Below are 24,169 nucleotides of genomic sequence, written 5' to 3'. Positions count from 1 at the left end.
CTGCGGTAAAAACCAGAAATCTATTACAAAATTTTTATGATGAATTTTAATTCTACAATCAAGGCATTCGGAGCAAGTGCATTGATGCTATTGGGAGCGAGTGCTTTCGCACAGGAAACAACAGAAGATCCATTTGGTAACTTTCGTACCAATGATAAAAACGGTATCAATGTATTTGAGCCAGAAAAAGTAGACGTACAAGAATTTAAAGGACCAAAAATCCGTGTTGGTGGTAACTTCAACATGATGTTCCAGGGCATGAATCAGTCCAACTTTTATAATGGACAGCAAGGAGTAGAGGGCATGCCTGCACAGTATTCTTTAACTCCACTGGGTCAGGATTTCAACTTGCCTCAGGCCAACTTCAACATTGATGTTGCTTTTGCACCAGGTGTAACGATGAAGTTGGAAACTTACCTTTCTACTCGTCACCACGTAGAAGCCAACGTTAAGGGTGGTTATTTGCAATTGGATGCCGTGCCATTTTTCAACTCGGATTTCCTTGATGGCATCATGGAAAACGTAACATTGAAAGCGGGTTTGATGGAAATTAACTATGGTGATTCTCACTTCCGTCGTTCTGATGGTGGTAATGCAATCTACAACCCATTTGTTGCTAACTACATGATGGACGCCTTCACAACAGAGTTGGCTTTCGAGGCATTGTATCGCCATGAGAGCGGAGTGTTGGGAATGTTAGGACTTTCGAATGGTAAATTGAATCAGTCTACAATGGTTGTGGAAGGTGCCGCACCTTCACTTTATGGTAAATTAGGTTTCGACAAACAGTTGAGCGATGACTTCAGATTCCGTCTTACAGGGTCGGCTTACCACTCATTTGGTGATGCGCGTTCATTCCTGTATTCAGGTGACCGTGCGGGATCTCGTTACTATAATGTAATGTCATTCTATGATGAAGAAGGAAACGTAGTTTCTGGTGGTGACTGGTCAAGTCGTATTAACTCTACATTCAACAGAGTAACTGCTTTCCAGTTTGCAACTTTCATGAAATATAAAGGACTTGAATTATTCAGTACTTACGACAACCAACACGATTCAGCAGAAGATGGTGTAGGATCGTTGAGCCAGTTTGCTGCTGATTTGCTTTACCGTTTCGGAAGCAGCGAAGAGTTTTATGTAGGTGCGCGTTATAATTCTGTATTCGGTACTTATACTGACGAAGAAGGTATTGCTGATATTAATGTAAACCGTTTCGCTTTAGGTGGTGGTTGGTTCATGACCAAAAACATCTTGGTGAAAGCAGAGTATGTTAACCAAAATTACAACCAAGGATATGAGCAATTGGGGAATCAGTTCCGTGATGCAAATTTCAATGGTGTAAATGTTGAAGCGGTGATCGCTTTCTAAGAATTGTTCACAGTTGATTATATTAAAGTCGATGAATTTATTCATCGGCTTTTTTTTTGCCTATGCGGCCATAGCTGATAAAATGACACCAACTCAAAAGTGATGACAGCATTTTTAGGAGGGTTTGTTGAAGTAAAAAATCAAAGTATAAACAGTATACTTTAGTGGGGTATTGCAGAACTTTTTGCTCTATATCTGATATAAAATATAATGCTATCAATTGTACGCTTCACCTGTGTGCAGCCATATTCCCCCTCCCCAAAAAAAATTCATTAATTCAGGCAGATACACAATTCAGTTTACAATGCCGTGAGGTTGAGTGCACTATCTTGTAGGGGGCTGTTGCATAACCCAAATTGTAATTTGCATCACCAAATAATATTTGGTTTTGGTAGGGTCAGATGTAGCCTGTCGAATATTTTCAAAAAACATGTACACGAGTTAAGCAGCCATTTGAACGCTCATCATTGCTTTTGCCACGGCTTCCTTATCTTTGATTTCTGCCACTTTTACGGTGTCAAATCCTGAAACAAGTTCGGAAATTTCATTTTCTTTCACAAAAAATAAGGGAATGGTCAGCAAGTGGTTGGTACACATTTTCTGTGGGTGGCTGCTCATTTTTGATTTGTACTTTCCGAATACGCTTTCGATGATAGCACTGCAACAAAAAGGGATGTCTTCACCAATCGTTTTATAGGTTTTATGAAAATAATGAGTGATTTTTTCTCTGAATATAGTTGGCCGATCCCCTTCGAGTTCTTCCATTTTTTGAGTTAATTTCAAAATAGTTTTGTGACTTATCCCTTCCGTTCTGCCAACCGACAATATTTCTTTGATCACTGGGGTCAAAGATATCAAATCCTTGATGAAAGGTGTATGATCACTGATTTGGAGGAGGCTCAAAGCCGCACCTTTGCTTTCTTCGGCGACATTTTTCAGCTCAGGACCGACCTTTCTAAACCACTTTTCATATTGCCCAAGCTGATGAAACCTACAATGATGCCTTACTTTTGGAGGGGCCAAATGTGCATATTCCCCACACGCTAAATCTTTTCTGAGTTCACCAACCCATTTGATGAAATTCTTGTAATCATCTGTATCGTTATATAGATTTTTCAGTGTCCTTGATACTTCATGGGTGATATCCGAAACATGATCAAGCCCCAGCAAGGCTGTAGCCTTAAGTAAATTAGAACCTTTATCGCTTAGGACATATTGAATTTTCAGCTTCTGAACGAGTGGTTGAAGTTCCTTATAAATTACATCTGCCGACCAACCTTTTTTCGCACCAAGATAAACCAAGTGACAGTCCTCAAAACGTAATGTACGCTGCTGGTCAGAAACCGACACAGGAACGGCAAGTACCAAAAACAATTTCTTCCCGTTGAATGAAATGCTTTCATCACAAATCAAAACACATGGCCGCTCAGGTGAAAATGGTTCGATGGCCTGCATTCCTGCTTTTTTTAACCAATTATCAATCGTCGAATGGTCAGGGCATTTACTATCTATGTGCATTTGTTGAATGAAAATACGCAATACCGTCTCACTATCACGAAGGCTCATGCTGGTTTCAGTATGTAAAATTAAAGCCAAAGTAATAATGGCCGAACAGTAGCTGTGGTGCTTGATTTTTTTCCCACCAAACTCCGACTTGTTTTTAGACTTTTCCTCTTTGTACTTCTTTTCCCAAAAAGAAGCCCGAGCCTTATACCTTTTAATTTTGATACTGTCGTTTCGCCTTTTTCGTTTGGCTCTTTCTGTTGACTTTTTCTTTTTTAGAGATTGTTTGTTATTTTTAAAACTCAAAGCGATTCTGGTAAGGTTGAATGACGGTTTGGACACTCAAATTTAACCTTTTTTCTGGAATCGCTTTTTTTGTGAATTTTCGACAGGCTAGGTCAGATGCATGTGTCTGACCTAAACATTTATTTTCCAGGATATTTTCAGGCGAACACGTGGGTTCGCCCGCAATGTCATTAAGTTAAGCGCATTATCCTGTAGAGACGTTATTTTTAACGTCTAATTCAATGGTGATTTTATAGGTTTCCTCTTAGATTTATTCAAATTGTTACGTGAGTCGTTAAGAATAACGCCTCTACGAGCATTTCAAATTTAGACCTGTGTCCCTCAAAATCCTTAACTTAATGACATTGGGTTCGCCCGTGCCTAACAGAATATAATTTTGTCAGGTAGTGCCAAATTAGGGTTATGCAACAGCCCCAACATAAACCAGACCCTTCAGTTTCCCCATCGGATTTCACCCAACCATCATTTGAGCCATAATGAATGATGCCTTTACGGGGATCAAACTCAGGCCTGTGCCCCCTCAAATTCCTTCCCTTAAAGATATTTCGGATACACTTGAGTGCGGATGCTCATTACTATCGCTGAAGTATCCTATAAATATGATATTATGAAACATTAGGGCAGATCTTTCCAAGATTAATATTATTTATCAAAGGTAATGAAAAGCCAATATGCTTAATGCCAACTTTTGATGATTGAATAGCCCGAAGCGGTTTTTGTTTTCGTTTAGGGACTTTTTCAAATATTTGATGAAAAGGAAAACTTCAGACCTTTTTTAATGTTTTCTAATGCTGCTATTTATTAATCGCTCAATTTAATTTTTTTGTACCCTATTTTCAGTGGGTGTTAAAATCAGCTTAATCTGTTCGAGATGGGTGTTGTTATAAAAAAACGTATATACTCAAAAGCTGTTATATAATTTTTTTCGCTAATTTTTAATGCTTTTTTGTTGTCGTGTTTATTACAAAATTGAACATGTAAATCACTGAATAAGCGCATTATAATGATTGTTTTGGCAATATTTTATTCATGCGCTTATTCAGCTGTTCAATTTAATAATGCTTAACATGCCAAAATTATTACAAATGTTACTGGGGTTACTGCTACTTGTAAATAGCAGTAGCTATGCCCAGAAAAGTCAGTACGTTGATGGGCGTTTGCAAGGGGTTGTTCACCTGAAATTCAAGGAAGGGCAAGCGCCAGCATCAACAGTCGTCAGTGTAGCGCACGGGGCTGAACTTAAAATCGGGGAAGCATCTTTTGATGCCCTCAGTGCCCAGTTTGGGGCGTATCAGCTGGAGCCTATCTTCAGGGCCACCAAAAAAAATGCGCACAAATTACAGCGGCATGGCCTTGACCGCTGGTTCAAATTACGGATAGATGAATCTTCGGATTTAGGCCTCGCACTTCGTCAGTTTGAAGCCCTCGAGATGGTCGCTGTTGCTGAGGCTTCCCTGGCCGTTGTGCGGGAGCAGGGGACTTTCAGAAAAGCAGACCCACGTCAGGTCAGCAGAAAAAGAAGAAAACAAATGCCCATGAATGATCCGCTTCTGGCTGATCAGTGGCATTATCATAATGATGGTACGGTGAGCGAAAATGCGCTTGCGGGTTCTGATGTAAACCTTTTTAAAGCCTGGGAAATAGAAACCGGAACCAAGGACATCATTGTCTCCATTCACGATGAAGGGATGGACGTCAATCATGAAGATTTAAAGGCGGCGATGTGGGTGAACCCCGGCGAGTCTGAAGATGGAGAAGATACCGACGACAATGGCTATGTGGACGATATTCATGGTTTTAATTTTGCCAAATGGGTAGGGGAGATTGATCCTGACCTGCACGGGACGCACGTTGGAGGCACCGTTGCGGCGGTGAACAACAACGGCATTGGGGTTGCGGGAGTTGCGGGAGGAAACGATGGACAGGGAGGAGCACGCCTGATGTCGCTGCAAATTCTGGGAGCTGAAACCACTGCGGAGCGCATTGCGGAATCCTATATTTATGCGGCTGATAATGGGGCGGTGATCTCTCAGAACTCCTGGGGATATTCACAGCCCGATATTTTTGAGCAGGTGGTGATCGATGCCATTGATTATTTTATTGTTGAGGCAGGCGATTATGCCGGCAGTCCCATTAAAGGTGGAATCGTTATTTTTGCTTCCGGAAATTTAAGTTCACAGGAAACCAAATGGTACCCGAGTGCCTACGAGCCGGTGGTTGCGGTAAGTGCGATTGGTACGGATTTCAAACGGGCACGTTATTCCAATTTTGCCAGCTGGATGGACATCTCAGCGCCCGGTGGTGATGGTCCCGTGGAAGGGCCGGAAGAGGTGCTTTCTACTTTGCCCAACAATGAGTATGGTTATTTTGCCGGAACCTCCATGGCTTGTCCACATGTGTCGGGCATTGCGGCCCTCGTACTTTCCCGTGAAGAATACCGCGGCAGGACAGCCGACGATTTGAAGCGTCACCTTTTGCTTTCTGTCAAGAACATCGACCAGTACAATCCGGAGGAAGTAGGCCTTTTGGGAACGGGGTATATTGATGCCGCCATGGCGGTGGAACCTTTCCCTTCGGAAAAGCCACAACCGGTCAAAAACCTTCGTGAGCGTGGTGCATCGCATGATTTTGTCGCCCTGAGCTGGGAGGTTGCCACGGCCGGAGACCAAGAAGATACCGCACCTGTGGAGTATGCCATTCACTTTAAAACGGCCAACAAAGAGGATGTTTACCAACTGAAAAGTGAGGCGACGGTCGGGACCCTTTATAATATCGATTTGCCGGGGCTGGCCATGAATACCACTTATGAAATTTGGGTGGAAGCAATCAACCGATGGGGAGTGAGCTCCGAAAAAAGTGAGGTGATCACCGCCCAGACCAACGCAGGGCCCAAAGCGGTTGTTCGACGGAATTCGATGAATGCCGACGAGACCGTTCAACGCATTGATCTCGACAAAGATGATCTGAGTCTGCCCTATTTTGAAATCAGTAATGAAGGAGAAGGCTTACTACGCTGGAATGTTTCCATGCTGGGCAATAACGATGGATCGGGTTCATTAACCGACGATGAAATCAAGGAGTTGGCTCCCTCTATTGCTCCATTTGGGTCTGAAGCGAAAAAGGCCTCAGCTGCCGAGCTGGTGATTCAGGAGCGGGAAACTCCCGAAGATCACGACGACCGATTCACGGTACTGGAGGACCTGGATTTTCCAGAGCTAAAAAATGAGCACATCGAACTGTACAAGCCTTTTCCCAACTACTATATGGCCGTTGGCGATGCCGATAAGCGCGTTACCACCAGTATGGCACAGGGCTACAGGATCAATCCCGACTACCATCAGCCATTTGTGATTAAAGATTTATACACTGCCGTGGCCTATGCCCCAATTTTCGGGCAACTGACCGTAGAGCTATTCATCGGGCCGGAGCTGGCAACGGCAAAAAAAGTCATGGAAGGCAAAGCCGGCGCCGTTATTATGCCCGATTCCCCACTTGAGGATATGGAGGTTCAGAAATACACCACCGTGCAATTTTCGCCCAATTCCAAAGTGGCCATTCAGCCGGGGGAAATGTTCTGGGTGGTCTGGCATGTTCCTTCAGGTGCCGGAAATACTTTTCCATTTTATTTGACCGAAGGCTATCAGGAAAGCTTTTCGGAACGGGCAAAAATGAGTTTCGACTGGGGGCAAAGCTGGGAGACTGTTCCCGAACTGCTCAACGCCACCGGCCACAGTCAGTACCCGACAGCGGTGCCAGACATGTGGATTGTCGGCGGAGACGACCTTGATCTTTATTATAATTCCTTCGATTTCATTATCCCGCAAAAGAAAAAAGGAGAGCTGAAGGCCGGGGAATCTGAAAAAGTATTTTACAATTATCATCTGGACAGCCTTCGTCCAATGGGGCGCTCCAACCGTCCTTTTGATCAGAGCTTCTTTATCAATGAAGTTGAGCAGGAGGTCTTGCCGTTGGTTCAGAGTATAGAATATGATCCTGATGGGAAGTTTGACATCAGCCTGCCGAGCTTGTCCATTGACCTGGGGAACCTCGTTGTTGGCGAAACCTCTTCCAAGCTCTTCGAAATCATTAACAATGGCTATGGCAACTGGCAGCTGAAAAATAATGGGGTGATCTTTTCCGATGCCGAAAATTTCGGTCGGCCATCGGCGGGGGCATTCACCATCCCTGCACGTCACAGCCTGAAGCACAGATTTAGCTTTTCGCCAAAATCCGCAGGCCAACACCGCACGCAGGTAACGATGGTAGAGTCGCGCACGGGGCAGGAAATAACTTTTGAATTGACCGGTTCGGCCAAAGAATCCGGCAGGTTAACGGTGGAGAATACCGAAGGGGAAGCAGCCATTTACCTGTTCGACAGCCTTGATGTGAATGACGATCTTCAGCGTGGTTCCTTTGTCATAAAAAATGACGGCGGAAAGGATGCCGCTTCTTTGCAGTATGTTATCGGAGGGTATTCCGAGCAGGAAATCCCCGGTCACAGCCTTGTGAACAGTTATGGCTATGATTACCTGACCCACAACAATGATTTTGAGCCTTCAGCACCCAATGCGCGATATGATTTTAACAGCGACTGGAACGAAGGGGTGATGGAATCAGGGGTGGATATTACCGATTCCCTGAAGTTTTTCCGTACCCGCGATGTGCAGGTACCGATCGGTTTCTCTTTCGATTATTTTGGCTTTGAGAACGATTCGATTTATATCAGTGATTATGGAACGCTGGCTTTTGACCCCTTTACCTTCCATGCGACGCCAATTTTCCAGCGTGGACAGATGCCTGCCAATGGGTATATCTCCGCAATCTTTTCCAAGCTGAATTTTTCCCGTGGCGGAAAGGTACATTATATGCATGCTCAGGGAAAATTTGTAGTGCAGTACACCAATGTGGCGCTGAACATCAATGCCTACAACCAGATGCTCTGGACTTTCCAGATTGTTTTGCATGATAATGGCAATATCGATATTCTGTATAAAGAAGTGCCGGAGCGCGGACCGGTTTTCTACAATATGTATGTGGCCTTTGAGAACCGCGGACAAACCGATGGGATACTGTTCAACGCCTGGCAACATGCGGGGAATGAGGGTTCTGTAATTCCGGAGGTGAAGGACAGGTCGGCTGTTAAGCTGATCAGCCCGGGACGAAAACTCATCAACAGCCTGTCAAGAACAGAGGGTTATATTCAGCCTGGGGAATCGCATCAGATTGATTTTGAGATCGATCCGAAACAGTGGTACGAGAATGATTTCTCACAGGTGTTGCAGATTATTTCCAATGATACCCATGAGGACAGTCATCCGGTGGCCAATGTGAACATCAACATGAACATTACCTCCGGAGGAGAAATATCCCTGCAATTTCCGCACGACAGCCTGCGCTTTACCAATGTGATTGCCGGCGAAAGGCGGAATCAGGTGATTGCGGTAGTGAATGACGGCACCAAAGTGGTTACGCTGGAGTCCATTGAGAACAGCAAGCCCGAGGAGATCAATATCATTCCGCCATCAGACAATGACCGCAAGCTGTACCCCGGCCAGATCATGAGTATTCCGGTATCGTTGAACAGCGAGCAGGAAAACGATGAGATCACGGGCACGATAACCCTTACTTTTGAAGATATGGACAGCAGTCAGGCCGTTTATATCTCCGGAAATGTACTGCCGGCACCGGGCATCGACTGGAAATACGAGGACCCTCAGCTAAATGTCAGGGCGGGTGGAAACCCCGTGCATCACCCTTTTCAGGTCGAAAATGACGGCCTGTCGGACCTGGAAATTTCCTTTACCACCAGCAACTGGTTTAACACCAATCAGCTCAGTGGCTTCGATACGCAGGAGCAACAATACCGTTACCTGACCTTCTCTTCTGAGGACGAGGAAAGCGGTGTAAATTATACCTGGCGGGACCTGTCGATAGATCCCGACGCCCAGGCGCTTGATGTGCTGTACATGATGAAAAATCCTTATGAGAAGGTGAGCCTGCCTTTCGACTTTGAATTTTACGGCAAAACTTATAAGGAGATGCTGGTGACTGATCTTGGTTTTATCACCTTCGATCTTGACTCCAAAGGCGATTGGCATCCGACATTTTATACCGAAATTCCGAGCGAAGATGCGCCGGTACACAACATGATTGCGCCACTATGGAGTCCGGTGATGGCCAACAAGGCCGAGTACAAAGATGCCGGCGTGTATTATAAGGCCACCGAAGAAATGGCTGTGGTACAGTGGCATCGTTTTTCGGATGCTTTTGGAATGAGCCATATGCTTTCTTTCCAGTTGATTTTGTATCCGGATGGAGGGTTCCAGTTTCAGTACAATCGTTTGGCTGAGAGTGAAAATGATGATGACAATCAGGCGGGAGATGATGAGGACATGTACCTGCATGACCTGTTCGCCTCTATCGGATTTATGCATGAAGATGGCAAGCAGGGAGAACAGGTGGCCATTAACGAGGCCTTTTTGAAACATGCCCTTGCACTGTATTTCACGCAGGAAGAGGTGTTTACCATCCCTGCCGGAGCCGTTGCCGATTTTAATATTGAAGTTAATCCACGGCATTTGACCGAAGGCATTTATGCACAGGATTTCTCGGTGCACACCAATATTCCTGCACAGGAGGTGGTGTCAGATCTGTTGACTGTCAGCGTAAAAGGGGAGGCGGAAGGCCATTACGAAAAAGAATTGCCACTGGGTCACTATATCAATATTCAGACCCCTCCGGCAAACAGTTCCCTTTGGGCACCACGCCAGACCATCAGCTATTTCTTCAGTAATGTGGGGACGGGGCCGTTGCGGATTACAGATGCCCATCTTGAAAAGTGGGACCAGTACGATCCCATATATTCCGATCCGTTCACAGGTACAACCTATGAGTTTGTCTTTGGGGTTGAAGTAGATGACGGTGGCCCCTGGGGTGGGGATTTTATCAGCCTGAGACCCGGGGAGGCCAATTTTGAACTCGCTTCCGGCGAGCAGGAGGAATTTAAATTTCAGCTGAATATGAAGTGGAGGGATCTTGATGAATCCACCGAATCCATTGAAGATCATTTATTGCTCACCTACGAATACTATGATTTTGATGGGCAACTGGTGGAAGTGAACGAACGCATTCCCGTATCCCTGACCTATGGAAACCCTCCGGTTTTTGGCGGGCATCAGGAATATGTTACCGAAACGGTCGTGCGTGGGGAGCAAAAGAAAACATCGGTACAGATGTCCAATGCCGAAGGGCCATCGCCGCTGTCCTACAGATTTTCACTGAAATATGGCCGTGAATGGGATGGTTTTGAGCCGCAGGCCATGGGAATTGAGGCATCTGCCCATACCGACTCGCCACAGGCTGAAACAATGAACACCCATGAAAGCAAGGCAGCGCCAAAGGGGATTGTCCGCCGATTCGAGGATGGCAGCACTGATGAGCATGATGATCGGTATCCGGAGGACGAAATAGCGAATGCCCACCAGGTACTGGATTTTATAGATTTCAGGGAATCCCGCAGGGTGCTTGGTTTTGGCAAGGGCAGTGCCTTTTCCGCCGCAACGAAATTCACTGCTCCCGAGGAAGGCTTCAAGCTGTCGAAGGTCATGTTCAAATCCAGGAATGAGGAGGCTGAAATTGCCGACATCACTGTAAGCATTGCCATTGGGAATGATCCGGCGACGGCAAAAGTTGTTCATCAGGAACAAATACGCAAAATTATTGAGCTGGAGGAAGAGGAAATTGAGGAGCAGGGCACATGGATGACCGTGCCACTGTCCGATCAGATCGATATTTATCCTTATGAGGATTTCTTTGTGATCATCACCTTCCCGACCACCATTGCTTTTCCGCAGTTTACCACCGCAACACATGCGGTAAACCCTATGCGCTTTTATTATGGAACGATGGGAGCACGATGGTACGAGTTTGTGTACGAGGTAGGCTTCTGGTATGAAGCGTGGCAGATGATCGCCGCTTCCGAGGAGGAATCCATGGCCTCCTGGCTGCATTTTGACGGGGAGAATAACGAGGGGGAAATTCCCGCTTACACCAAAGATGGGCAGATTAATTTCACCATTGATGGCTCCAAACTTGAAGATGACTTTGCTTTTGCTGAGCTGACTTTCCGTACCAATGACCCGAAACTGCCAAGGCCCTATTATACCGACCTGCAAATTACGGTGGAAAATCCCACCAATACTGACGATGAGCTGAATGGGGTCGAGCTATTCCCTGTGCCGACGCAGGAGGTGCTGAATGTACATTTTCAGGCTCCGGCATCAGGAACGGTAACGGTTGATTTCGTCAATGTGATCGGCCAGAAGGTGCACGCCTTCACCGAGCATGTTTTTGAAGGTCCGGCGGCCCTGACTGTTCCCGTGGCACAGCTGGCAACCGGTGTTTACTTCGTGAAAGTTTCCATTGATGGGGAACTGATGAAAAGTCAGCGCATTATTAAGGAATAGATTTTCAAGAGGCAGGCGGCGAGCGATTCCTCCCGCCTGCTTTCCAAAAAATATTATGATGAGAAAATTATTATCAATAGCCCTGGCCCTGTTGCTCCCGCTGCAACTGTTGGCTCAGGCGCAAATATCCGGAACGGTAACCGATGCCGAAACCGGGGAAGAAGTCATTGGCGCCAATGTGGTGATCAAGGGTACTTCCACAGGAACCATCACCGACCTGATGGGGGATTTCAGCCTGCAGGCCAGTACGACCGATGTGTTGGTGATTTCCTATATTGGCTATGCCCCGCAGGAAGTTTTGGTGGGCGGCCAGGTGAAAATCGATATCCGCCTGGGGGCAGATGCCAAGGAGTTGGAGGAAGTCATGGTGGTGGCTTATGGAGAGCAGAAGAAATCCTCCTTCACCGGTTCGGCCGCTACGGTCAAGAAAGATCATATTGAAAAACTACAGGTTTCCAACGTGCAGAATGCCCTCGAAGGGGCCGTGCCAGGCGTGCAGGTGTCCGGAACTTCAGGGCAGCCGGGCTCAGGGTCCACCATACGGATTCGGGGTATTGGCTCGGTGAATGCTTCTTCGGCGCCGCTGTATGTGGTGGATGGGGTGCCGTTTACCGGCGACCTGAACAATCTGAACCCTGATGATATTGCCAGCATGACCGTCCTGAAAGATGCTTCGGCCACCGCGCTTTACGGTTCCCGTGCAGCCAACGGCGTAGTGATGGTTACCACCCAAAAGGGTAAAAGTGGCGAAGGGCAGATTCACCTGAAAGCACGTGTTGGCGTTGCGCAGCGGGCGATGAGCGACTATGACCGTGTAGGTGCTGCGGAATATATGGAGATGCAGTGGACAGGCTACCGGAATAATCTATACCATAACAGCGATGAATTTACGATGGAAGATGCCGGACTGATCGCCTCAGGTCAGCACCCGATTTACTCCCGTCCGGGTTATATCCATGGTATCCCCAATGTGGTGGATATGCAGGGCGGCTACAATGCTTTTAATGTCAGTGCAAGGAACCTGATCGATCCGGCAAGTGGAAAAATCAATCCCGAGGCATCGATGGTTTATCAGCCCGACTGGGAGGACGCGCTGTATCAGGCCGCCTTGCGGCAGGAATATTCCGTTTCGATGTCGGGTGCCGGAGACCAAAGCGATTATTTCCTTTCTATGGGTTACCTGAATGAAGACGGTGTGGTGCGAAATACAGGTTTTGAGCGTTTTACCGCCCGCCTGAATACCAACGCAGACATTAAACCGTGGCTGAAGGCCGGACTGAATATGTCTTTTGTGCATACCGAAACCACCAATACCATGGAGGGAGGCACTTACACCTCAAATCCTTTCTTCTTTTCGCAGACAATCGCCCCAATTTACCCGATTTATCAGTGGGATTTTGATCAGGGAAGCTATGTTACCAACGATGCCGGGCAGCGGATTTATGATTACGGCGACCAGCGTCCACACCTCACCCTCGGGAATGCCCTCGGCACGCTGAACCTGGACCCGAGTGGCTATAAACACAATGCCGTTTCTGCCAGAACGTATCTCGATGCCACCATTTCCGATCATTGGTCGTTCCGGATGAACACCACCATGGATTATTATAACCGCGTGACACTGAATCACCAGAACCGTAATTACGGGGACGCTGCCAATGTTGGCGGACGCACTTCGCGCGCCACACAGGAAAATGTGAACATGACCGCCAACCAGTTGTTTTCTTACCGGAATCAGTTCGGAAAGCACAGCGTAAACGCCCTGTTTGGACATGAAAGTTATTTCTCGATCACCAACGGAATTTCGGCAACGGTAACGGGATTTGCCTGGGACGGTATGCCGGAAATGGGCTCGGGGGCCAACGCCACTGCGGCAAGTTCCTACATCGATCGCCACGCCATTGAGTCTTTTCTTTCCCGCTTTGAATACAATTACGATGAACGATTTTTTGGTTCGGTCTCTTACCGCGTGGACGGTTCTTCCCGCTTTCACCCCGACAACCGATGGGGACACTTCTGGTCTGTTGGTGGGAGCTGGTCGATAGATAAAGAATCCTTCATTCAGGATCAGCAATGGATTTCGAGCCTGAAATTGCGGGCTTCCTTCGGAGAGCAAGGCAATGAGAATATCGGTAATTATTACGCCTACCGCTCCTTGTATTCGCTGAATTACCCCAACAACTCGATGATGGGTGCCCTAAAAAACTATTTGGAGAATCCGCACCTTAAATGGGAAAAACGGCAGGCCCTGAATGTGGGCCTTGACTTCGGGCTGTTCAATAACAAACTGACCGGTAGCGTGGAATATTTCAATAATGCCTCCCGAGATCTGCTCTTTGATCTGCCATTGCCACCATCAACAGGTTGGGGTGGCCGGATGGATAATGTCGGGGCGATGAAAAACTATGGCGTGGAACTGAACCTGACCGCCAACCTAATCAATCGTACAGATTTTACCTGGGCGGTGGACTTCTCGGCCACGCATATGAAAAATAAAATGACCTCCCTGCCACAGGAATTTGTCGGTACAGGCTCAAAGCGCCTGGAAGTTGGGCGTTCCTATTATGATTTTTATCTGTTCGATTTTGCCGGCGTGGACCCTGCCACTGGCGATGCCCTGTATTATTTTGAGATGGGCGAAGACATGGGGCGTGGCGTTACCAATGACCTGAGTAATGCCGACCGTTACCATGTAGGATCGGCACTGGCGAGCGTAACGGGTTTTGTGAATCAGCGCTTTACCTATAAAAGTTTTGATTTCGGTTTTATGCTGAATTATCAAATCGGTGGTCAGGTGTACAATTCCAATTATGCTGCCCTGATGAATCCCAAATATGGTCATGCCATGCACGTCGATCAGCGACAGGCGTGGACTCAGCCGGGAGACATCACCGATGTTCCCCGAATAGAAACGCTTAATCAGAATTTGTATGCCGGTTCAAGCCGCTGGCTGCAGGATGCCTCCTTTTTATCTGTCCGGAATATCACCTTTGGCTATAACCTGCCAAAAACCTGGGCTCAGCGTATGAAAATGCAGAACGTCCGTTTGAGTGCCGCGGTGGATAACCTTTACACCTTCAGCGGTATGCAGGGATATTTTCCGGGTACGGCATCTTCAGACGGCTATATGAACAATTCCTACCAACCTATTCGGACGATGTCCTTAGGTGTTGATGTTAAATTTTAAGCAATCATGAAAAAGCATTTAATATATTTCTTTGGCATCTTGTGGATGTTTTCCACGGCTGCCTGTACGGGTGATTTTTTGGATCAGGGGCCTTCCAATTCCGTGGATGAAGAGGAACTGCTGGGCTCGGTGGAGGGCTGTGATTTGGCACTGAATGGCGTTTACCGATATATGTACCTTTCTGGTTCGCATGAAACTTTCGGAGAAATGGCCATAAACCTTGCGCTGGATTTGCGTGGTGAAGACATTGTGATGCATGCTTATGGCAATGGCTGGTTTACCCGCGATTACGGTATTCAGTTCAGTCGCAGGGAGATTGATGCCCGTCCGAATGACATCTGGGGCTTTTATTATCATCTGATTTTTCAGGTGAATCAGGTATTGAAATACATTGATACCGCCATTGGCGATGAAGAACTTCGCCGGGAGGTGAAGGGGCAGGCCCTCGCGATCCGTGCTTATAGCCACCACCGACTGGTGCAGGTTTTTCAGCATACCTATGTGGGGAATGAAAACGCTGCGGGGATTCCGATTCGCACCAGCCCGACCTTTGAAAGCCTGGGCCGTTCGACGGTGGCCGAGGTTTACGAACAGATAGAACAGGACTATGCAGAGGCCATTGAATATTTGCAGGAAATTAACCGCTATCACCCTTCTCACCTGTCGCTGGCCTCAGTAATGGGGCTGAAGGCACGTGTTCATCTGGTGAAAAACGAATGGAAAGAGGCTGCAGACCTCGCAAGGGAGGCGATACAGGTAGCGGAGCAGTTTGGCTTTCGGCTGATGCAGGGCGTGGAACTGCATGCGGGTTTTAGTAATGCCAATCATCCGGAGGCCCTTTGGGCACTGGCGATCAATGGGCAACAAACCACTTTCTATGCTTCTTTTTTCTCCCATATGGATCCTTTTGCCGGAGGCTATGCTACCATTGGCAGCTTTAAAAAAGCAACGGCAGATTTCCTCAATTTAATCGGCAACAATGATTATCGAAAGGGGGTATTCTTCTCGGAAAATACCGCATGGGGAAACATGACTATTCCCAAATTTTCATCGCAGAAGTTCAGACTCCCGACTTATGACGGCAGCTGGGAGGGGGATTACCTCCTGATGCGGATGGCAGAACTTTATTTGATTCAGGCCGAAGGATTTGCACATGCCGGCGACCATGCAAGATCATTGTCAGCCCTGAATGCTTTATTAAGAACCCGTATTCAGGATCACCGCGATATTCACCTGACGGGTCAGGAGCTGGTGGACGAAATTTTGAAGCAACGCCGGGTGGAATTCTGGGGAGAAGGCCACCGTTATTTCGACATGATGCGAAATAAAGAAGACCTGAAGCGGAGCAATGCGCATGATCCGGGTTTGGCACAAATCACCACCATGGAAGCCGGAGCCAATGGCTGGCTCATGCAGATTCCTCAGTCCGAACTGGATGCCAATACGCTGATCAACGCTTCGGATCAAAACCCACTTTAATTTTTTTTGATTAGTCGATCATCTGCCCCGCACTCTTTGTAGTCGGGGCATTTTTTTTAATCGTCGGTTTCCAATTTTGGCTGATCAAAATTGTGGGCAATAATGGACTTGTTCAGCCCGAAAATTTTATCAAGATAAATCGCACAATCGGGAAACAAGTTTTCCATTTGATTGATGGTCAGAAGTTTGATTTCGTTGACAATAGCTTCCGCAGAGGCCCTGCTTTTGGCTTTTCTGATATGACCGAGGTTGAAGTTCTCCGTCATTTTTATCTGCAACTCTTTGGGTAAATACTGAAAGAGTGGGAATACAAAATGTGGCTCGATAGGAAACCAGTAGTTGGGGGTTTGGATGAAATAATACTGCCCGACACGCTGGATTTCACTGGCCATTTTACACTGATTTTCCCAGCTGAAAAGGTGCTCAATAACGGAGTTGGAAAAGACAATATCAAAATGATTATCACCGAAGCTCGACAAATCCACGGCATTACCCTTCAGGGAGAAAAACTGACGGGAACTCACGGGCTGATGGCGTAAATTCAGCAAATAAATTTCCGATCCTTCGGTCAGGTCAAAACCCATCGCTTCCCAAAAATGCTGCGTTCCGCCCACATCAAGAATTTTTACGGGTCGGCCCAGAGCCTTTACCTTCTGCTTAAAAAATTCTATGCGTTTGGCGCGTGATTTTGCCGCCAGGGAATTCGGGTTGGTGTTATCTGCTATTAGTGAAAACATGTGCTGTAAGTTTTTAAAACGTACCATTTTAACCCATCATCGAGTAAAAATGATCGAATTGGTACATTCAATTTACACTAATGCAGAAATATTTCGATCAACGTTGAATGTGGAGGCTCAATGAATGCAAACAAAAGACTTGAACAACGATCTCGGGCAGGAATTTTCGGCGAACACCATGCTAATCAAATTCAAATTTGAACGGTCAGCGTGGTGATTAAAGCGAAAAGGGTGGTGATCAGTACTGTGGCTGACTGATCACCAAATAATTTATTGATAGAGAGAAGCGGAGGAAATGGCTTCGAAATCAGCTTTCGGTGCGCCACAAAGTCCGCAGGCGTAGCTTTCCGGTAATTCGCTGAAAGGCAATCCTGGCGCCACAGGTGGCTGACTGATGATGTCGCCATAAGTGGGGTCGTAAACGGAAAAACAGCTGCTGCACTGGTGGATGGTCTTCCCCATCGGGCTGTTTTCCTTCACTTTAGGCTGATCCGTTGCCGGTGCTTCCCATTGGTCGAAATATTGCTTGCTGAGCCTGAACAGGATTTCCGGCAAATCTTCCTTCAGTACTGATGCCTCATGCAAATGGTAGGAGAGGTTGGCTGGGTCAAAACCCTTGGTGATGTAAACATGATAGGTTGGCGGCGTGGTGATCTGCTCATTTTTCTCAGGATTTTGCTGAATCCAGATACTGGTGAAAGGATCTACGGGAACGGTGGCAATGGTAAAAGTCAGTCCATTGATATTGATATCGTTCTGGTCAAAGACTTTCACTAAATAACGCTTCAGGTCTTGTGCCCGCTGGTCAAGCACAGGAACGTGCCAGTTCAGCTCCAGAGAGGAGTGGGTAGGGTTAATCCCGAATTTCCCGAGCAGTCGGAACCATGCGGTATAGTGTTTCTCAGGAATTCCCTGTACAATAAAGGATTTGAAAGGGGTGATCCCAATTTTCCCCACGCCCGTATTGGCGCAAAGTTCACAAAGGGCCTCCATGAAATCCAGCGTGTAGGCATTGTTTCGCCAGTACAGTCCGAGCCAGTATTTCCCGTCGCCCATGCGCTGAAAGCCCTCATACTGTGGAATAGGTCCTTTTTCTTTTTTATTCTTGAAGTTGGAAGGCCGGTCGGTGAAGAGTTTATGCGATTTGATCAGCTCGAGGAGCGGGTCGGTATCGGTCCATTGCTGGCGTTGAAGAAAATCCTGATCAAGAATTTCCACCACCTCAGCAATAGCGAACCCATCAATAAGGTAAGGGAACTCAATGAGTCGATCATCCTGCGGGTTGCGCAAAAACAGGTGCCAGTCGTTTTCACTTTCCGCAGCGAGGAAGTTCAGGTTACCCGAAAACCAGGGCACGAGTTGTTGTTTGGGATCTACGAGGTTGACTTTCAGGTGCGGCGAGGAGGTGATGTCGTCGAAGATAAACTGATAGGTATCTGCATGCACCCAGGGCGTACTGCTGAGGTAGCCTTCGGTAACAAATGTACTGACCACATTATGCTTTTTATGGGTGTCGATTTCAAAAGGCAGGTGTAAATCCTGTAGTTCCTCTTCAATTTCCGTCAGGCTGAATTCCTCAGGCATGGGGAAAAGGATATCCTGCCGCGAGCCAAAGTGGAAGTAAGAGAGTCCGAAATATTTGAGCTTCTGAATCAGGCGGTGCAGTGCCGAAGGGGCGAGCATCCCACCGGTGGTGAAGATGCGTACAAGGCCTTGTTTTTTTGCTTTATAATTGTCCATGGAGGTAATGTTTTGGTAAAGGGAATCGGTCGGTTAATCGTTGAGTACAGGCGAGGCGAGGTTCTCGAGCTCACGGTTGAGGATTTGCTGCACCTCCGGCTTACAGGAACCACAGCCCAAGCCTGCTCCTGTGCTTTTGCAAAGGGTATTGAACTCCTGGCAGCCTCCAGCAATGGCCTGCTCAATATTGCCATCCCCAACATTATTGCAGGAACAGACGAGCTTCCCGAGCATGGGCACTTTTTCGCTGTTGCCCCGCAGGAGTTGCTCGCGTTCTTCGCCAAGTTCGGTGCCTTCAGAGATCAGTGTTTTGAAATGTGCAAACTCACTTTTGTCGCCCAGCAAAATGGTGCCGACCAATCGGTCGTTATGAACAATGCATTTTTTGTAATAATACTTCGAGGGGTCAGAATTAATGATCACTTCATATTTTGACTGATCCTCTTTGGCCACAAACGGCATCCCTACCGAACAAAGGTCGAGGTTGGGGATCTTCAGGATGTTCATTAAAGTGGAGCCCTGATATGCTGTGGAGGAGTCGCCGCAAAGCACCCTCGCACAGATGTCGGCCTGCTCTTCTGCCGCGGCAGTAATCCCGAACAGCTGGTGCTGGAATTCTGCAATTTCCCCCATGGCATAAATGTGCGGATCGCTTGTTTTCAGGTGCCCATCGACTTTCACGCCACGCCCGCAAGACAAACCTGCTGCTTCAGCAAGCTCGATATTTGGGCGGGTTCCAATGGCATATACAATGTAATCGGCCTGTAGTTGTGTCCCTGATTTCAGTCCTACTTTCAGTCCGCCATTGCGGTGCGGAAATACCGTCTGTACCAGGTTGTTGAAGTAAATTTTCACCCCAAGGTTTCTCATATGCTGCTGCAAAAGATCTGCCGCCAGGTAGTCGAGCTGTCTTTCCATCAGTCGGTCACTGAGCTGTACCATCGAGATTTTCACATCCACTTCCACAAGGGCGGCGGCAAGTTCGAGCCCGAGCAAACCACCCCCAACAATCAGGACTTTCGAGCCGGCTTTCAGATTTTTCTTCAGTCGGTCGGCATCTGCGCGTGTACGCATGCTCAGGACTTCCGGCAACTGCATAGGAACACCCCGCGGGATAAATGCACGGCTGCCTGTACAAAGCACGAGGTCATCATAGGCATACACATTGCCCTGCTGATCGAAGACCTGTTTTCCTTCTCGATCGATGCTGGTGGCTTCGGCATTGAGCACCACATTGATGTTCAGCTGATCCCATTCCTGTTTTTGCATTTTCAGCAATTCTTCCCACGGTTTTTCACCATTGATATATTCTGGCAGCAGTACTCGATTATAGAAAGGTGTTTCTTCTTTGCTGAGCACGGTAATATCATCCTGCTTATTCCAGTGGCGGTAAGATTGAATAAATCGGTAAGCGGCAGCACCGGCACCGATAATGACGATGTGCTTTTTGGGCCACTCAATTTTTTCTACCTGAACATGCGAATACTTGAAATCCGGCTCTTTGGAAACAGGATCGACACGGTTGGCCGTCAGGTTGTTGGCGCGGGACTTCCGGTGACTGATCCGCTTTCCCCAGTGCATAGGCAAAAAGACCACCCCCGGACGGATGTCCTCTGTTATTTTTGCACAAACTTCCACCGTCCCCCGTTCATTGGAAACGCGTACAGGCATGCCTTCTTTTATGCCTTTCATGTTGGCGTCCAGTGGGTGAATCTCCAGGAAGGGCTGCGGAATATGCTGCTGGAGTTTATTGACTTTTCCCGTTCGGGTCATGGTATGCCACTGATCTCGAATACGGCCTGTGGTCAGGATTAAAGGATATTCTTCCGTAGGCAATTCCGCCACATATTGGTCTTCAGTGATGGCAAAAAGCTGTGCTTTGGTGCTTGGGGTATAGAATTTTTGATCTTCAAACAAACGGGGCGTTCCTGGGTGGGTCGGGTGAGGTACCGGCCACTGGAAAGAGCCTTCGGTCTTCAGTCGTTGATGAGAAAGGCCACTGATATCAATATTGGTGCCTTTGGTCAGAGCGCAGTGCTCATCGTAAATGTCTGCTACGGTTTCGAAATCAAAGCCGTGGAAGCCCATTTTTTTGGCAAATCGCATGAGGATTTCGGTGTCGGGCAAAGCTTCGCCCGGGGCATCGACCACCTTGGGGATATAGCTGATCCGTCGTTCGGAATTGGTCATGGTGCCTTCTTTTTCGAGCCATCCGGCAGCAGGCAATACAACATCTGCCCAGTCGATGGTGTCGGCTCGGTTGGAGATGTCCTGAACAATGACAAACGTACCCTTTTGCATGGCCAGGTCGGCCTGAATGGCATCTGGCAAGCTTACAGAGGGGTTGGTACAGATAATCCAAAGGACTTTCAAGTCGCCACTTTGAAGGGCGTCGATAATCTCTGTAGCGGTAAATCCTGGCTTGGCGGCTACTTCTTCCACACCCCAAAAATCCGCCACTTCCTGTCGGTGGGCGGGGTTGTTCAGGTCGCGGTGCGCAGAAAGCAGGTTGGCCATACCACCGACTTCCCGTCCGCCCATGGCATTGGGCTGACCGGTAAGGGAGAATGGGCCGGCACCCGCGCGGCCTATCTGGCCGGTAATCAAATGAATGTTCAGCAGGCTGAGGTTTTTATCGACCCCAATAGAACTTTGGTTGAGTCCCATGGTCCACATGGAAATCAGGTTTTTGGCCTGCCCGATGTAGCGGATGGCCAGGGTGAGGTCTTGCATGGAGATGCCACACATTTGGGCGGCTTCCCGCAGGCTTCTTTTAAATGCGGCGCCTTTGGCTTCCGCAAATCCTTCGGTTTTGTTCTGCACAAAATCATAATCCACCCAGCCCTGTTCAATCAGGCCTCGGGCAATGGCATGGTGCAAAATAATATCGGTACCCGGGATAATCTGCAGGTGCAAATCGGCCTGTGCGGCAGTTTGAGTTCTGCGCGGATCGACACAAATCACTTTCACTTCTGGCTGTGCTGCTTTGTGCTGTTCGAGTCTTCTGAAAAGAATCGGATGGCACCAGGCAGGGTTCGCCCCCGTGATCAGGAAGGTGTCGGCAAGCTCGATATCCGCATAGGCAATAGGAACGGCATCCTCTCCAAGTGCTTTTTTGTAACCGACTACCGCCGATGACATGCACAGGCGGCTGTTGGTGTCGAGGTTATTGGTTTTCAGGAAACCCTTGGCCAGTTTGTTGGCCAGGTAATACTCTTCAGTGGTACATTGTCCGCTAACATAAAAGCCGACACTGTCAGGGCCATGTTTGGCGATGGTGCTTTTGAATACAGCAGCCATCCGGTCAATGGCCTGATCCCAGCGGACCCGTTGCCGTGGCATCGCTTTGTGCCAGCGCATCATGGGGTGAAGAAGGCGGTCGGTTTGGTCAGCCACCACATGGTGGAGGTTCATGCCTTTTGAACAGAGCATTCCGCGGTTCACAGGGTAATCCTCGTTCCCTTCCACGGACAGGCGGCCCTGATGATCTTTGTTGACTACAATGCCGCAACCTACCCCACAATAAGAACAGGTTGATTTAAATTGATGAGGTGTACTTGGAGTCATAATAGTAGCGTTTTGAGGTGGAGCCTGTGGCTTCATGTTTGGTAATCCTGAATTTTACACCGCCAGCCAATAGGCCATGAGGTGTGTTTGCACTGCCGTTAAATTAAAAAGAATAGCAGATCACAGGAAGCCTCTTTCTGAAGTGAGCCTCATGGGCAAGGCTTCAATATCGAAAAAGGAAACTTGTGATCTACTGTTGATCTGGCAATTACTGCCTGTTTTTTTTGATAAAGTTCAGACCACTATTTTCTTGATTTTACAGGGCTTGGCTGTTGGTTTAATCAACAAGTCATGGTCACCCTCCGAATCTTGATAAAAAGTAGTCTGTGGAAATCTTCGTAATCTGTGGGCTATAATTGCAGCCATTGTTCTCTCGACAGATCACTACTCAATATACAGAAAAGACTCAGCACCAACCTACTTGTGTGGTACTGAGTTCCGGAATTTTTAGCTTTTATATTTTATGCCGGGCTAAGCACCGCTTCTTCAGAAGCAGACAACTCTTCGGCCATTTCCGTAGCGGCAGTTTTTTCTTCTACAGCTGAGAATCTTACTACAAACGACAGGAAGGATACCAGGGTAACGCAACCACCGATGATCAATAAAGCCTCTGGGTAAGAGATGTTTTCTGATTTCATCAGGAAGCCGGCCATTACCGCACCTGCATTACCACCTGCTCCAACAATACCGGATACAGAACCAATCGCCTTTTTGTTGATGAATGGTACCACAGAATAGGTTGCACCTTCAGACATTTGAACGAATAGCGAGAAGACAATCATGGTGGCAATTGCTACCGGAAGGATGGTCATCTGTGAGAACAACATCAAGGCAAGCCCTTCAACGAACAACACCGCGAAAAGGAACATCACACGGCCTTTCAGCCCATACTTGATACCGAATTTATCGCCGAAGAATCCACCAAGGCTACGTGCAAACAAGTTCATCAGTCCGAAAAGACCAGCAATCAGACCAGCAGTTTTAAGGTCAAGAGAGAAGAAATCTTTATAATAAATAGCTGCAATGTTGTTGATCGTCAATTCCACACCGAAACATGCTGCATAGATGAAGAATAAAGCCCACACACGACGATCCTTCAAAGCATCCATGAAAGCACCTTCTTTTTCTTTGGCTTTCATCGCATAGTTAGGATCTTTCTTTTTAAGGTCTGCAATATTACCCTCTGGGGTATCCGTAGTTACATAATAATAAGCGATACCGAGGATGACCAATACAATACCTGGAACAACCATGGCATATCTCCATGAGATGGTTTCAGTATAACCCAAAGCAACAAATCCACCGAAAATCAAAGGCATAACCATCTGCGTTACACCACCACCAAGGTTACCCCAGCCAGCAGTTGTTGCATTGGCAGTTCCCACTACATTAGGCGCAAACATTACCGACGTATGGTACTGGGTGATCACAAATGAAGCACCGATAACCCCAATCGCCAGACGGAAAAGCATGAACGACTCATAACTGTCGGCAAGGCCGATGAAAATCACTGGAATGGCACCGACAATCAGCAGCACAGAATAGGTGATCCGTGGACCGATCTTGTCACAAAGCCAGCCGATACCCAGGCGGGCAAATACCGTGATAGCCACAGAGGAGATAATGATGTTACCGATCTGTGCCTTGGAGAGCATGAGTTCTTCGCGAACGATGGCCATTAAAGGGGCGATACCGAACCAGCCGAAGAAACAGAAGAAGAATGCCAGCCAGGTCAGGTGGAAAGTCTTCATGTGAATGGTCTTCAGACTGAAGAGGTTGATTTTGGTTGCTTTACCAACTTTAGGAGTTTCCATAGT

At 47.4% G+C, this 24,169-nt stretch carries 9 protein-coding genes; 4 read left to right on the top strand and 5 right to left on the bottom strand.

Annotation, left to right across the window (positions count from 1 at the left end):
• Nucleotides 1-36 precede the first annotated feature (36 nt).
• Nucleotides 37-1,368 carry a hypothetical protein gene (locus tag AABK40_RS15040; RefSeq protein ID WP_338398494.1) on the top strand — a complete coding sequence of 444 codons (1,332 nt, stop codon included), beginning with the start codon at nt 37-39 and terminating at the stop codon, nt 1,366-1,368.
• A gap of 441 nt (nt 1,369-1,809) precedes the next feature.
• Here AABK40_RS15040 and AABK40_RS15035 read toward each other — a convergent pair whose 3' ends face one another.
• The gene (locus tag AABK40_RS15035; protein WP_338398493.1) at nt 1,810-3,177 is read right to left on the bottom strand and encodes a hypothetical protein; all 1,368 of its coding nucleotides are present in this window, start codon (nt 3,175-3,177) and stop codon (nt 1,810-1,812) included.
• A 1,067-nt stretch (nt 3,178-4,244) separates the two neighbouring features.
• Between AABK40_RS15035 and AABK40_RS15030 the strand changes: the two genes are divergently transcribed.
• The 3 genes from AABK40_RS15030 to AABK40_RS15020 are packed head-to-tail and all read left to right on the top strand — an operon-like array spanning nt 4,245 to nt 16,308.
• Nucleotides 4,245-11,642: a S8 family serine peptidase gene (locus AABK40_RS15030; protein WP_338398492.1), complete on the top strand. Its 7,398-nt coding sequence runs from the start codon at nt 4,245-4,247 to the stop codon at nt 11,640-11,642.
• A 55-nt stretch (nt 11,643-11,697) separates the two neighbouring features.
• Nucleotides 11,698-14,829: a SusC/RagA family TonB-linked outer membrane protein gene (locus tag AABK40_RS15025; RefSeq protein WP_338398491.1), complete on the top strand. Its 3,132-nt coding sequence runs from the start codon at nt 11,698-11,700 to the stop codon at nt 14,827-14,829.
• A gap of 6 nt (nt 14,830-14,835) precedes the next feature.
• Nucleotides 14,836-16,308: a RagB/SusD family nutrient uptake outer membrane protein gene (locus AABK40_RS15020; protein ID WP_338398490.1), complete on the top strand. Its 1,473-nt coding sequence runs from the start codon at nt 14,836-14,838 to the stop codon at nt 16,306-16,308.
• Between the two features lie 56 nt (nt 16,309-16,364).
• Here AABK40_RS15020 and AABK40_RS15015 read toward each other — a convergent pair whose 3' ends face one another.
• From AABK40_RS15015 to AABK40_RS15000, 4 genes are all read right to left on the bottom strand, one after another.
• On the bottom strand, nt 16,365-17,045 hold the full coding sequence (locus AABK40_RS15015; protein ID WP_332920980.1) for a class I SAM-dependent methyltransferase: 681 nt from the start codon (nt 17,043-17,045) through the stop codon (nt 16,365-16,367).
• Between the two features lie 270 nt (nt 17,046-17,315).
• Nucleotides 17,316-18,785, bottom strand: coding sequence for a rubredoxin (locus tag AABK40_RS15010; RefSeq protein WP_338398489.1), 1,470 nt, complete (start codon nt 18,783-18,785; stop codon nt 17,316-17,318).
• Nucleotides 18,786-18,818: 33 nt separating this feature from the next.
• Nucleotides 18,819-22,352, bottom strand: a complete 3,534-nt coding sequence (locus AABK40_RS15005; protein WP_338398488.1) for a molybdopterin-dependent oxidoreductase — start codon at nt 22,350-22,352, stop codon at nt 18,819-18,821.
• Nucleotides 22,353-22,813: 461 nt separating this feature from the next.
• Nucleotides 22,814-24,166 carry a NarK family nitrate/nitrite MFS transporter gene (locus AABK40_RS15000; protein ID WP_338398487.1) on the bottom strand — a complete coding sequence of 451 codons (1,353 nt, stop codon included), beginning with the start codon at nt 24,164-24,166 and terminating at the stop codon, nt 22,814-22,816.
• Nucleotides 24,167-24,169 lie beyond the last annotated feature (3 nt).

Source organism: Persicobacter psychrovividus (assembly GCF_036492425.1).
Lineage (GTDB): Bacteria > Bacteroidota > Bacteroidia > Cytophagales > Cyclobacteriaceae > Persicobacter > Persicobacter psychrovividus.
Note: the sequence above shows the minus strand (reverse complement) of the source record. Positions and strands in the feature narration are given on the sequence as shown.